Source organism: Streptomyces barringtoniae (assembly GCF_020819595.1).
GTDB classification, from domain to species: domain Bacteria; phylum Actinomycetota; class Actinomycetes; order Streptomycetales; family Streptomycetaceae; genus Streptomyces; species Streptomyces barringtoniae.
Map to the genome: position 1 here is coordinate 21305 of NZ_JAJHNP010000021.1, position 13599 is coordinate 34903.

At 67.8% G+C, this 13599-nt stretch carries 10 protein-coding genes and 1 tRNA gene; 5 read left to right on the plus strand and 6 right to left on the minus strand.

The annotated features are described in order from the left end of the window. The first annotated feature begins 175 nt into the window (after positions 1–175). Genes LMU33_RS31285 through LMU33_RS31295 form a run of 3 tightly spaced genes read left to right on the plus strand, consistent with a single transcriptional unit; the run spans position 176 to position 4737 of the window. The gene (locus tag LMU33_RS31285) at positions 176–2251 is read left to right on the plus strand and encodes a hypothetical protein (protein ID WP_228624150.1); all 2076 of its coding nucleotides are present in this window, start codon (positions 176–178) and stop codon (positions 2249–2251) included. Further along, complete coding sequence (locus LMU33_RS31290; RefSeq protein ID WP_228624151.1) at positions 2248–3264, plus strand: hypothetical protein; 1017 nt, start codon at positions 2248–2250, stop codon at positions 3262–3264. The genes LMU33_RS31285 and LMU33_RS31290 overlap by 4 nt, the downstream gene beginning before the upstream one ends. 36 nt (positions 3265–3300) lie before the next feature. Further along, positions 3301–4737: a DUF6177 family protein gene (locus tag LMU33_RS31295; protein WP_228624152.1), complete on the plus strand. Its 1437-nt coding sequence runs from the start codon at positions 3301–3303 to the stop codon at positions 4735–4737. An 807-nt stretch (positions 4738–5544) separates the two neighbouring features. Here the strand turns inward: LMU33_RS31295 and LMU33_RS31300 are convergent. The 5 genes from LMU33_RS31300 to LMU33_RS31320 form a co-directional block, all read right to left on the minus strand. Next, positions 5545–6330, minus strand: a complete 786-nt coding sequence (locus LMU33_RS31300) for a DUF8757 domain-containing protein (protein ID WP_228624270.1) — start codon at positions 6328–6330, stop codon at positions 5545–5547. Positions 6331–6450: 120 nt separating this feature from the next. Then, a complete protein-coding gene (locus LMU33_RS31305) occupies positions 6451–7131 on the minus strand; it encodes a DUF488 family protein, N3 subclade (protein WP_228624153.1) in 681 nt (226 codons plus the stop codon). Positions 7132–7374: 243 nt separating this feature from the next. After that, positions 7375–7448: transfer RNA gene (locus tag LMU33_RS31310), tRNA-Pro, on the minus strand. 65 nt (positions 7449–7513) lie between these two features. Next, complete coding sequence (locus LMU33_RS31315; RefSeq protein ID WP_228624154.1) at positions 7514–8272, minus strand: Pr6Pr family membrane protein; 759 nt, start codon at positions 8270–8272, stop codon at positions 7514–7516. Between the two features lie 202 nt (positions 8273–8474). Further along, a complete protein-coding gene (locus LMU33_RS31320; protein ID WP_228624155.1) occupies positions 8475–9398 on the minus strand; it encodes a metallophosphoesterase in 924 nt (307 codons plus the stop codon). 117 nt (positions 9399–9515) lie between these two features. On the opposite strand from LMU33_RS31320, the gene LMU33_RS31325 reads away from it, so the two are divergent. Next, a complete protein-coding gene (locus tag LMU33_RS31325; protein WP_228624156.1) occupies positions 9516–9983 on the plus strand; it encodes a GatB/YqeY domain-containing protein in 468 nt (155 codons plus the stop codon). Positions 9984–10216: 233 nt separating this feature from the next. Here LMU33_RS31325 and LMU33_RS31330 read toward each other — a convergent pair whose 3' ends face one another. Continuing rightward, positions 10217–12532, minus strand: coding sequence for a transglycosylase domain-containing protein (locus tag LMU33_RS31330; protein WP_228624157.1), 2316 nt, complete (start codon positions 12530–12532; stop codon positions 10217–10219). A gap of 493 nt (positions 12533–13025) precedes the next feature. On the opposite strand from LMU33_RS31330, the gene wblA reads away from it, so the two are divergent. After that, a complete protein-coding gene (wblA, locus tag LMU33_RS31335; protein ID WP_063777071.1) occupies positions 13026–13364 on the plus strand; it encodes a transcriptional regulator WblA in 339 nt (112 codons plus the stop codon). Positions 13365–13599: the final 235 nt, after the last annotated feature.

The window sequence follows — 13599 nt, forward strand, 5'->3', positions numbered from 1 at the left end:
GATACCCCAGTACACCGGCGACTTCGGCACGTTGTCCAAAGCAGTCACCGAGCTGCGCAAACACGCGATCGGCATCCGTAACGCCGGCCAGGACGTCCACTCACGTTTCCAGGCGACGGCCGCGTTCTACAAGGCGCCGGAGGCGGACCAGCTCCTCTCCTCCACCCAGCCGGTGATGGACACGGCGGACGAGTTCGCCGGCCACATCGAGTCCCTGGCCGACGCCCTGGACACCTTCGTCGGCGAAGCGAAGCCGTACGCGGACCGCTTGAAGCATCTGAAGGAGAAGGCGATCGCCTTCGTCGACAGCGTCGAAGGTGACGACGGCTGGACCAAGGACCAGCACAAGGTCGACGAGCACAACGCCCTCATGCACGGCGTGGCGGAAGCCGTCGTGGGCTTTCAGAAAGCGGAGCACAACGCGGCGGTCAAGATCGGTGCCATCAGCCCGGCGCTGTGCCGCCCCGTCGGCGACGAGGGCGGCACGTACGGCATCAGCGTCGAAAAGCTCGAGTCCATGCCCGACCTGCCGTGGGGCACTCCCGTTGCCCGCACCTACGACCGCTGGAGCATGGACTGGTGGGGCCACGGCATCAAGAGCTGGGCCTGGGACGGCCTCGTCAAAGACAGCCTCTGGGGCGGCTTCGTCGGCCTGGGCACCTTCGAGGACAACCTCCTGGGCGTCAACGGCTCCGACGCACAGCACCAGACCTGGGACGGCCTCAGACGCACCGTCGTCGGCGCCTACGCCTACGGCATGGACGCGGTCGGCGAGGGCGACCACCTGTCGGACTGGCAGCGCGGCAGCGAGGCGTACGCCAAGGGGTTCGGCAAGCAGTTCATCGCCTACGACGAGTGGCACAAGGACCCGGCCCGCGCCCACGCCGTCACCAGCTTCAACATCCTCACCATGGTGGGCGGCGCCGGCGGGGCGCTCGCCAGGCTGGGCAAGGGAGCCAGATTCGTCGAAGCCGCCGGCACCGTGGCCAAGGTCGGGGGCGCCTTGGATCCGATCTCCGGCGCCGCGAGGGCGGCGAGAGCCCTGTCCGATCTGCCGAAGGTCTCCGAGGTACTGACCAACGTCAGCGAACACCTGCGGCTGCCGAAGACGAGGTTCCCCGACGGCGCCCTGGACGACCTCAGCAACCGGTACAGGGTCGACAAGGACGGCAACTTCATCGCCCTCAAACCCGACGGCATGCCCGACACCAGGCCGGTCACGCACGAGCCTGCCGCAGCTGACCGAACGGGTGGCTCTCCGTCCGGCGATCGCGAGCTGGTTGGTGCAGGTGCACGGACCAGTGAGGCCGGGGGACGTGCCGGCTCCCATGTGTCGCCTCATGCGCGTCATGAGGCGGGTGACGCGCACGGGGGGAACACAGGATCGGCGCCGGAGGCGCGTGGCCACTCCGGTGAGCACGACGGCGGTCACTTCACAGAGCATCACGGGGCCGATCACCACGGTGGTGACACTGGTGGCGGTGTTGGGGACGGCACAGGACACGGGCACGGCTCTGGAGGCAGCGACAGCGGGTCGGGCGGCCACCCCCCGTCGACGCCTCACGGTCCCTCGCCAGACGGTGAGGGCAGGCCCATGGCTCGCGGAGGAGAGGCAGAGCAGCAGGTCCGTGACGCGATCAAGGGCATCCCGGGCAAGAAGCGGCCGAAGCCCGACGTCCTCGAACGGGTGCTGAATAGGCTCGCCTCGGAACCTGACGGCCATCGGCTCGCCGAGATCATCGGCTCCGGGAAGTTCAACCAGAGCGACGAGTATGGGCAAGTCGTGTCGTCCCTGGGCGCGAAGAAAGAGCACATGTTCCAGCCCAGCGCCGACCAGCTCATCTTCGCCGATGATCTAGTCAAAAGCGGCGTGCCCGCGCACGCCATCGACTTCGAGCTGAAGTTCCCGCCGGGCGCCGACGTGGACGTCCGCATCGCGGACGAATCCGGTGACATTTATGCCTACCAGCTGAAACACCTCAACGACCCCCTGAATCCGATGAGCGAAATCACGCGGACCAAGTACCTGCTTCAGCTGGCGAAAGCCGAGGCCACCCACCGCATACTTCTCGTGGACGGAGGCCGGGGCACACGAGCGGACTGGATGGCCAACGGCTCCTACGATGCCCTCATGGACATTCACCGAGGCGGGAGCGGACCGGGCGAAGGCATTACGTTTGTCATACGCCTTGAGGACGGTAACCTCGTCATCCCGCCTGGCAGCAAGCTCGACCCCAAGGACATGCTGTGATCACCTCAAACCCTGTTGGCGACTGGACTTGGGAAGTCACGCCGGGCGCTGAAGGAGTCCGCCCCGTTCGGGCAGCGGAAACTGCGATAGCGGTCTGGAATGTCCTGGCCGCACATGAACTGGCGATCCCCAAAGGCAGGGTCAACGTGTCAGCCCGAGCCGTGGGCGACAGAAGAGACGTCCTTTTGGCAGTCGATGGTGTGCCCCTGGAGCCGCAGCCCCTGTCTCCTGAAACGGCCCTGTCGCGTGCGATGGCCCAGGTCGACTCCCTTGAGGGCGACCTCCTCGTCGGCGTCCGCATTGAATGCCCTGGCCGCTGGCTGGAATCAGGGGTCAAACATCGCGTCGAGAAGCTGTTCGTCGTCCAGGTGGACATCTGGAAAAGCAGCCTTCTCGTCGTGACGCTGGAAACGTACAGCGATGCGTGGCTGACGATGGACACGCGCGACCGGGAGCAGCCCGAGGTATACGCGGAGAACGCGCCCCGTTTGGCCACCGCTCTTGAGGAAATCTCGGCCTTGTTCGGCGCCGCTCCCACACCAGGCGACCCGAACCGCCACGCGACTCCCACGGAGACGGGTTTCGAGGATCCGATGGTCGAAGGATTCTCCTACGACGATTCCTGGGGGACGTTCGAGGTCGCCGCCCGCTCACGTCTGCTCCGCTCCAGAATTCCGACGTCCGAGGACGAGTATCAGGAGATCACGGACCACCCGGTGCGCTACTTCACAATCCAGCGCGACGAACAAACCTTGGGCTACATCTGGGCATCCATCGGCGATGAGGCCGCGGGCTACGAACCCAGAACAGCCGCTGGCGAGTCGGCATTCGAAGCGGGCGCCGAATGGCTGCTACGCCTGCGGGCCGCTCATAGCCAAGGGCTCAGTGCGCTGGCCGCGCTGTCGTGGGCAGCACAGAGCCCGCCGCGCCCGGAGATCGGCCTGGTCGTCGAGGACACCCCGCAAGAAGCCCCGTCCCTGGATGCCCTGGAAGAACTTTCGGGCCGGTACTGAGCGCCGGGTTTCGTCCTCTCTGACAGAAAGCAGCACATGCCCCAGGACGTCATCGCCCTCACCCCACAGATGCCGGACATCAAGACGCTGCTGGCCGCACTGCACGCCGGCGGCCCGGACCTGCGGGTGAACCGTGCAGGTGGGGGATCCGTGGCCCAGTTGTGCACGGACGACGGACAGCTCCTGGTCTCCGTGGAGGCCCCCCGCTACCTGCAGGTGCCGGGTGAGACGGAGCGGCTGCTGGGACCTGGCGTTCAGACAGAGGGACCGGTGTGGTGGACCGAGGTGCGGGCGTCCACCGCCATCGCAGAAGCCAGGCTGCTCGCCGGCTCGGTCGCGGGACGGCTGACAACGCTGCTCGGCGGCACCACCTGGCCGCCGGAAGCGGCCCATACCGAAGTCGTGACCGTACCGGCCACGGGTGAGATGGCGGTCCCGCCCGCTGACGTGGACGTACTGACCGATGCGGATGTGCTGACCGACAAGAGCGTCATCGTCATCTACGACCGCCCCGTCGTTGCCGCCACTACATGGCTGACCGAAGCGGTGCGAACCGTGGCGCAGGACCGACGAGAGCTGAATCTCGTCACCTCCCCCAAGACCCGGCTGAGCCTGCCCACCCACACCGTGCTGGAGCGCATGCCCGCACGCTGGGTCGTACGCCACCCCGAGAACGGCTACTACGACGGCCTCTCCGGAGCCGTACTGCGCTGGCACGATGGACGTTTCACCCCGGCTACCGACAACGGCCTCCAGATCGCGGACGCCTTCCAACCCCCGCTTGGTAAGGGCGGTGAACGGCAGTTGCTGCTGTCCATCCGCACCATCCACCCCGCCCAGGAGCACCTGATACTCGGTGGCGTTCTGGAGGACGCCTGGCAGACCCTCACCGGACTGCCGCCGACCGGATGGGCCACCGCCGAGCCCGTCAACGTCCCATGGTCGCCAAGGCAACTGACCGACCTGGCCCGCAGCCGCGCCCGACAAGCCCAGCCCACCTGGGCGGTCGCCGTAGGAACCGCCGGCCGCCCTGCGATCGCCACCTTGCGCATCGCTCACACGCGAGAGGGCGTAGAGGAGCAGATCACGTTGGCTCTCGGTTATGCCGTAGACGAGAGAGCACCGGTCGAGCTGCTGCCCCAGCTCGCCGAATCCCTTGCGGCCAGGTACAACCTCGCCACCATGATCAGTGAACTCCGCGCGGCGCGCGCGGACCTGACCACTCCGGCCCACTACGAACCGCCGTCGATCCCGATCGCTCTCACTCTCGGCCCGGACGCCGTGGCCGACCTCGGCATCAGCCATGCCCGCAACGCCGGGCCGGACTGCATCCCGACCCAACTCGGCCCGGTCGGTCGCCCCGCCCTGCACTACCCGCTCGGCGACGGCACCGACCCCGCCGCCTGGCAACGCCTGCGGCACATCAACGAACACCTGAAAGGCGGGAGCGGGGCAGCTGCCCGACCGTCCTAACAGTCGCCGCCGCATCGGCCCCAGCAGCGGCCCGCCTCGGCTGCGTGCGATATGAGCTGTGAGCCACGAGGGCGTGACGGCGCGCGACCGAACTGAAGGTCGCCGGTCGCCGGCCGAAACCCGCTTTTGCTGGCATGGACTTTGCGACGATTGGATGAGGACGAGCGGGTCGTCGCCGTACCTGCGCCGCCTTGGTGCAGCTGCCCCCCCATGCATGCCACCTGGCAGGCAGCTCAATCGGGTGCTCCAACGCGTAAAACCTGACGCCAGGCACCGGGCCTTGTAGAGTCTTAAGAAACAAGTTGTGCTTCAACTTGAAGCACAACCGACGTGTGTGGGGCCGCGCCCGGCAAGGCGCGACCCCACGGTGGCTCATCCGAGAGGACGGGCCGACTGACCGCCCTAACGGCCAGTTTGGTGTATCCGTGGCTCAGCTACAGGTTGTGCTGGTTGTTCCACCAGGAGCTGATGGCAGCGCCAATGACGCGGCCGAGCAGCCCCAACAGGAACGCCTGTACAGCCTTGGCTGAGCCCTTTTCTCTGCGGCGTTTCCCGACGCTCATGCACATCCCTCCGGAGCATCCGTTCGTGCAGCACATCGCTGCGGACTTTGACGCTGATGCCCTGAGTGGTGCGGCGACCGTTGGTTCACATCGCTACGTCGAAGATACGGCCTGACAATGATCAACTCGGCGGCGATCAACAAAAGTTCAGCCCGTTAGGGGAAGAAAATCTGACCAGCCAGGCGTGTCCAGCCGCGTCTAGGCGGCCGGCGAGATGGAGTCCTGACGGCATTGGCTCCGTGTGTTAGTCACCGAACAGGCTGTCCTGGACGTATCGGACCACAATCGACTTCGGGCGGAACAGGCCCAGCAGCATGAAGGTCTTGGGGTGGGCCGCGATGTTGCCGACGAAGAAGTGGACGGCGCGGTCGGGAGTGAACATCGAGTCGTACCAGCGTTCCCGCAGCTTGTCCTGCACGGCGTGCTCGCCGTACTTGCGCAGGAACTTGCGGTACGACGCGCCGGCCTCCCAGTCCTTCAGCGCCATGTCGTGTGTGGGGCAGTCGTCGTCCGCGCAGCGGAACTTGTAGCGGAATTCCAGAGGTACCCATTCAAGCCGGGCCAGGTCCTGTTCGAAGAGGTCGAGTTGGTCGGCCAGCGCGGCCTTGGACTCGGGCCAGGGCTCTGCCGCCGTCAGCCGGAAGCTGACGTCCGTGGGCCGGAACACGCCGAGTGAGGTGCCGTGTTCCTCCTGGTCCCTCTTGATCGCGCACAGGGACGGCGAGACGAGCGGCTCGACGTACTTGTACCGCTGCTTCCAGTCGCCGTCCGCCGGCACCTCGCCCACGATCTTGAGGGTGTCGAGGGACGGCCGCAGGCTCTCGGGCCGCGAATCCCGCCTACCGTGCGGCTCGACGTCGACCTCGATGATCGAGTACTTGGAGAACTGGGCCTCCTCCGCGAGAAGCCGGAACGGCACCGGGAAGAGCCGTACGTGCTGTGGTGCGCCCTGGTCCAGCCGTATGCCTGCCACGCAGCTGGTCTCGCGGTACTTGTTGGACAGCTCCGGATACGTCTTGACCGTGATCATGATCGTCGCGCGCTGCCGATTCCCCGATCCCATGGTTGCCCCCTCCACAGATCTCCCCGATCCGATTGGAGGAGAGGCATGCGCCACTGGCAAGGGCGCGTGCAGGGGCGAGGGATGAAGTCAGGCCAGGGGGATCACGGGCACAGCGGCCCGCTCGCGGACCTTCTCCAGGACGACCTGTCGGTGACAGCGGCTCTCGTCCTTCTCGAAGCACAGCACCGCGACACGGGACTGCCGGGCGTGCTCGGCGAGGCGGTCGAGGTCCGACTGCGCCTTCTCGGACCGGAGCAGGCTGCGGAAGCGCGCCTTGCCCACATCGAGGCGGCCGTCCCAGAACGGTTCTCGGTTGTCCTTGGGATTGCCCAGGCCACGCAGGTGCGTGTACTCGATGCCGGCTTCGGCCAGAGCCTCCCCGAGCCGGGTCTTGCTGAAGCCCTTCTTACGGCTGATCGGCGTGAGCCGGACGTCCGCCACGACGTCGATGCGGCTCTCACGGAGCGAGGCGACGAACGACTCGATGTCCCGCCCCTCGTATCCGGCAGACCAGAGCCCAGGTGCGGCCTTGGTCTCCCGGAAGAGATCGTCGAGGGAGACCTCCAGGGCCTCGGCGACCGCTCCGACGGTGAGGAAACCTGACTGGATCACTCCCTCACCCTCCAGCCGCGCCACCGTCCGGACGGCGATCCCCGCTTCCTTGGCGAGCCGCTCCCGTGACCACCCGCGGGCCACTCGAAGCGCCCGAACTCGCCGTGCGAGAGCGCGGGCGTGGTCGTGGGGACGCGCTGCGTGAGGGGCTGCCATGTGCCGTGATCCTAACGGCGGTTCAGGCTGCTGGGCATGTCGTTCTTGGCCGTCTGCGGGGCTGGATTCGCGAACGCGCAGGTCCGAGTGCCCTCGGGTGCCGAACCGCACACACGCCCAGCGGCCACCCCCTGGGAGAAGCCGACCAAGATCTTCTCCCAGTTTTCTCCCAAACGATCTCCAGAAACCCGTCAGGGGCCTGATCCATTTAGCGGATCAGGCCCCTGACCTGGTACTTCACTGTCGGGGTGGCGGGATTTGAACCCACGACCTCTTCGTCCCGAACGAAGCGCGCTGCCAAGCTGCGCTACACCCCGATGTCGCTGCTCTCGCGGCGACGACGTTTACTTTAGCCCACTGGTGGCTGTAGACGAAATCCGGTTTAGACGCGGCGGCGGACCGGGGTGGGGCGGGTGTGGTCGAGGGCCACGAGGAGGACGGCCAGGGCATACATCGCGAGTCCCAGGAGGAGGGCGTTCGCCAGGGTGCTGCGATAGCCGTGGGTGGCCGCGTCCAGGAAGGGATAGAGGTAGCCGGAGGGGTTCGTGGGGGCGAGGGAGGCTGCCCGGATCAGGTAGAAGGCCAGGTAGGCCAGGGGGTAGAGGAGCCAGGTGGCCGCCTGGCGGAGGTGCAGGCGGGCCGCGGGCGTCAGCAGCAGCCAGTCCAGCACGGCCGCCGTCGGTACCAGCGTGTGCAGGACCTGCAGCGTCGCCCACTGGCCGTGCCAGCGCACCGGGGCCGTCGTCGCGCCGGTCATGGAGAACGGGGGCGTCGTGTGGGCCAGCAGCAGGTGGTAGGCGAGGGCCGAGATCACGGCGTAGAGGAGTGTGGCGCCTGTCACGGAGGAGGGGAGGGGGCGGCGGGCCCGCAGGGCCCGTGATGCCGACAGGAGCATGACGACGGCCAGCAGGATGCCGGCCTGGACGCTGAAGTAGCTCAGGATGCGCCCTGGGGTGCCGATCATGAGCTCCAGGGCCACGCCCCCTGCCGCCGCCAGGGCGGTCAGGAAGCGGAAGAGCGCGACCATGGGCCGGCGGACCGGCGCCACCACGGCCGTGGCCGGGACCGGGGAGGGCAGCAGCATGGGCGGGCCCGGGACCGCGGGCAGGTCCGGGATCTCCCTGGGTATCGGGGCGGTCATGCCCTCACGCTAGGAGCGGGGGAGGGGCGGGGCCATGTGGCGTAGTCCGGGTGGGTTACGGCCCCGGGTGGATCCCGGGTAGCCCAGTGCATCCCGGGCAGCCGAGTGGTGCTCGGGCAGCCGAGTGGTACCTCGGTTCCTGAGTGGCTCCTCTACCGGCCCGGCTCCTCTACCGGCCCGGCTCCTCTACCCGCCCGCTCCTCTACCGCCCCACCAGCGTCAGCAGCGTCGCCTCCGGCGGGCACGCGAAGCGGACCGGGGTGTAGCGGTTGGTGCCGCAGCCCGCCGAGACGTGGAGGTAGGAGGTGTGGCCGTCCGCCGTGTGGGTGGACAGGCCCTTCACCCGGTCCGTGTCCAGGTCGCAGTTGGTGACCAGCGCGCCGTAGAACGGGATGCACAGCTGGCCGCCGTGCGTGTGGCCGGCCAGGATCAGCGGGTAGCCGTCCGCCGCGTAGGAGTCCAGCACCCGCAGGTACGGCGCGTGTACCACGCCCATCGAGAAGTCGTACGTCGTCGAGGGGCCGCCGGCCACCCGGGCGTAGCGGTCGCGCTTGATGTGGGGGTCGTCGAGGCCCGTCAGCTCGATCGACACGCCCTCGACCTTCAGGACACCCCGGGTGTTCGTCAGGTTCAGCCAGCCCGCCTCGTCGAAGCCGTCGCGCAGGTTCTCCCACGGGTTGTGGATGACGCCGACCGCCGGGGGATTGCCGTTCAGGCCGTGCCGGCCGCTCGCCTTCTCCAGCAAGTAGCGGGCGGGGTTGCGGAGTTTGGGGCCGTAGTAGTCGTTGGAGCCGAAGACGTACGCGCCCGGGAACTCCATCAGGGGGCCCAGGGCGTCCATGACCTCGGGGACTCCTTCCGGGTCCGACAGGTTGTCGCCCGTGTTGATCACGAAGTCCGGGCGCAGGCCCGCCAGCGACCGCAGCCACCGCTGCTTCTTGCGCTGGCCGCTCACCATGTGGATGTCGGAGACCTGGAGCACGCGCAGCGGACGCATGCCCGGCGGGAGGACCGGGACCGTCACCCGTCGCAGGCGGAAGGAGCGGGCCTCGAAGCCCGCCGCGTACGCCAGACCGGCGGCGCCTGCCGCCATGATTCCCAGGGGTACTCCGTATCGCGCGCGCATGCCTCCATCGTGTCAGACTCGCGGACACCGGCGAGACCAGCCGTCCCTTGTACCGGTGAGACCGAAGGCCCCTTAAATCGGCGGCCTTCGCGTCGGCACACCTGCGACAATCGGTCCATGACCACCACGCTCAAGTCGAAGCTGCACGACGACCTCAACGCCGCGATCAAGGGGCGCGACGAGCTCCGCTCCTCGACGCTCCGGCTGACGCTCGCCGCGATCACCAAGGAGGAGGTCGCGGGCAAGGAGAAGCGGGAGCTCTCCGACGACGAGGTTCTCAAGGTGATCACCCGCGAGGCGAAGAAGCGCCGGGAGGCCGCGGAGGCGTTCGCGCAGGGCGGCCGCGCCGAGCAGGCCGAGCGGGAGAAGGCGGAGGGCGAGGTGCTCGCCGAGTACCTGCCCAAGCAGCTGTCCGACGAGGAGCTGGAGGCGATCGTCGCCCAGGCCGTGGAAGAGGCCAGGGCGGCCGGCGCCGAGGGGCCCCGGGCCATGGGTGCCGTCATGAAGATCGTGAACCCCAAGGTGGCCGGCCAGGCCGAGGGCGGCCGCGTGGCCGCCGCGGTGAAGAAGCTGCTCCAGGGCTGACCCCAGGACCCCGGGCACCACGGGCAAACCCAGGGGTACAGCCCGGTATGCCCCGGGCGCCACGGCCCGATATGTACGGCGGCGGGGCCGCACCCCTCGATCGAACCGAGGGGCGCGGCCCCGCCGCCGTCACATCAGGCCGACTCGCATCAGGCCGACTCACATCAGGCCGACTCGCATCAGGCCGACTCGCATCAGGCCGACTCGCATCAGGCCGTACTCACATCATGGGGTCATCCCCGCACGCCCCCGTTTCCGTTCCCCCTGATTCCGCCGTTCGTCTGTCCCTGCACGAAGTTGCCCGGGAGGGAGAAGGTCGGTGTCGGGAAGGGGCCGCCGGTCGTGCCACCCGTGGTGCCGCCGTCAACCGTGCCGCCGTCCGTCAGGCCGCCGATCAGTCCGCCGATCCCGCCCGTGCTGTCCCCGTTCTTCCCCCCGTTCCCCCCGTGTCCTTTTCCCCGACCATCCCCCTTGTTGTCGTCGGGGATGTCGATCAGGTGGAAGTCCTCCACGGGCTTGCCGCTGAGCGCGCCGGTCATCATGTCGCGCCAGATCGGGCCGGGGACCTGGCCGCCGTAGACCTTGTCGTTGTAGACGCCGCCGATGGTGATGTTCTTCATCTGGCGCTTGTGGGCAGGGTCGCCGACCCAGACCGCGCCCGCCATGTTCGGGGTGTAGCCCACGAACCAGGCCGCGTAGCGCTCGTCCGTCGTACCCGTCTTGCCCGCGCTCGGGCGGTCGCCGAGGCCGGCCTGCTGACCCGTACCGTCCTCGACCACGCCTTTGAGGAGCGTGCTGACTGTGTCCGCGGTCTTCTCCGACATCGCGCGGGAGCAGGTCGACTTCGGCACCTGGAGGGACTTTTCCTCGGTACCGACCCTCTGGGCGATCGACTCTATGGCGACCGGGGTGCAGTACATACCGCGCGAGGCGAAGGTGGCGTACGCGTTCGCCATCGTCAGCGGGGACATCTCCTGCGTGCCGAGCGCGATGGAGGGGGCCTGGTCGATCGCCCGGCCGTCCGCGCGCTGCACGCCCATCTTCTTCGCCATCTCAGTGACGGGGCAGATGCCGATGTCGCTGATCAGCTGCACGTAGTAGGTGTTGACCGACTTGGCGGTCGCCTCCTTCATGCCCATCGGCCCGTGTTCCGACTTGTTCTCGTTCGTCAGCTTTTCGAGCTTGTGCGGGTCGTTGCGCCAGACCTTGCCGTCACACGCCTGCACGGGGCTCGGGTACGTCATCTCGTACGGCGACGGGTACTGCTGTGTCGGGGGTTTGCCGCCCTCGATCGCGGCCGCCGCGACGATCGGCTTGAACGTCGAACCGGGCTGGTAGCCGGCGCCGCCGCCCATGTTGGAGTTGACCGAGAGGTTGATCTGCGTCTCGTTCGCGCCGAAGCCGTAGGGGCGGGACTGGCCCATGGCGAGGATCTTGCCGGTGCCGGGCTCGACGATGGTCGCGGCGGTCGCCACGGCGTCGGACTGGTAGACGTGCTTCTTGACGGAGTCCTGCACCGATTGCTGCGCCTGCGGGTCGAGCGTCGTACGGATCGTCAGACCGCCCTGGTTCCACAGCTTGGCCCGGCTCTCCTTGGTCTTGCCGAAGACCGGGTCGTTCAGGACGACGTCGCGGACGTAGTCGCAGAAGAAGCCGGCGCCCCTGACCGCGGTGATGCAGCCGTTCTTGGGCTGGCTCGGGTGCAGTCCGAGCGGCGTCTGCTTGGCCTGGTCGGCCTCCTTCTGGGAGACGTCGCCGACCTCCGCCATCCGCTGCAGCACGGTGTTGCGCCGCTTGGTGGCCTCCGCCTCGTCGTTGACCGGGTCGTAGCGGCTCGGGGACTGCACGATGCCGGCCAGCAGCGCCGATTCCTGGAGGTTCAGGTCCTTGGCGTGCTTGGAGAAGTAGCGCTGGGAGGCGGCCTCGACGCCGTAGGCCTGCTCACCGAAGAAGGTGATGTTCAGGTAGTTCTCGAGGATCCGCTTCTTGCCGAGCTTCTCCTCGATCTGGATCGCGTACTTCAGCTCCTTGATCTTGCGACCGAGGGTCTGCTGGGTGGCCTCGGCGACCTTCGTCGGGTCGTCGCCGGCCTCCTCGATGAAGTAGTTCTTCACCAGCTGCTGGGTGAGTGTGGAGGCGCCCTGGGCGACGCCGCCTTCCTGCGCGTTCTTGTTCAGGGCGCGCAGGACGCCCTTGAGGTCGATCGCGCCGTGCTGGTAGAAGCGCGCGTCCTCGATCGCGACGATCGCCTTCTGCATGTACGGCGAGATGTCCTTGAGGTCCACCACCGTACGGTCGCGGGAGTAGACGGACGCGATCTGCTGGCCCTGGCTGTCCAGGATGGTCGTGCGCTGACTGAGCTGGGGACTCTTGAGGTTGGCCGGGATCTCGTCGAAGCTCTGGACCGAACCCTTGGCCGCGAGGCCCAGCGCGCCGGCAGCGGGCAGCGCGATGCCCGCCATCACGGCTCCGGCGAGCACACTGACACCGAGGAACTTGGCGGCCTGCTGCGTTGGCGACAGACCACCGCCCGAGCGCTTCTTTGGCATGGGGGCAGCCTAATCCGTACTGATGAGCGTTCCGAAAGAGCGACCGCATCACGGCACGGCAAAGGGCAACCCCTACGTTTCCATTCGCCGGACACGCGCGCAGGCCTTGGCCTAAGCTGCTCTCAACTGTCACAGCAGTGCGGTCACGTATCAATACGTCCGGCGACCCCGAATCGTTCCGGGCGTAGTCCGTTTTTTCACACGGGGACGTGACCGGCTCCTGAGGGGGACGTGTCCGAATCCGCCTCGTGTGTCACCCGGCGCCCGTTGTGACGCACCACAGCTGTCCCGGTTTGCCGGGATGGTCGCGTATGTCGTCAGCTCACTCCCGCGGGTGATCTGCCGTTAACCCATAGTCCGTTCGGGCCATTCAAGATTGGGCCCGAAGGGGGTGTTGCGCTGTGCCCACCTTCCGTAACGTCCTCAACTGGCGGCGGTGAATATGCCGCTGCCGCCGTGGGGGAGCCTCGATTCGGGAGAGGACGGCGCCGGTATGGGCTGGGTAACCGACTGGAGTGCGCAGGCTGCCTGCCGCACTACCGATCCGGATGAACTGTTCGTTCAGGGAGCAGCGCAGAACAGGGCCAAGGCGGTGTGCACCGGATGCCCGGTACGCACCGAATGCCTGGCCGACGCGCTGGACAACCGCGTCGAGTTCGGCGTGTGGGGAGGCATGACGGAGCGGGAGCGCCGCGCACTGCTGCGCCGCCGGCCCACCGTGACCTCCTGGCGCAGGCTGCTCGAGACCGCCCGCTCGGAATACGAGCGGGGGACGGGCATCGTGCCCCTCGACAACGACGAGGTGTACGAGAACTACGCGGCGGTGAGCTGAGGCAGCCCAGGGCGTTCCCTCCGGCACATCCCTGGGGCACAGGGCTCCGGTCCGATCCGGCATACGCCACGGGAAACCTCGGGCGTGCCCCCACGGGAAACCTCGGGGGTGTGCGTCACGGGAGGCTTCGGGCGTACGCCACGGAAGCGGGCACGGGCACGGGCCCGGGGTCGCCGAGTGGGTGCATGGCGCCCGGCGCACGGGAAGCGGCACGGCAACGCGGGGGGGGGGCGCG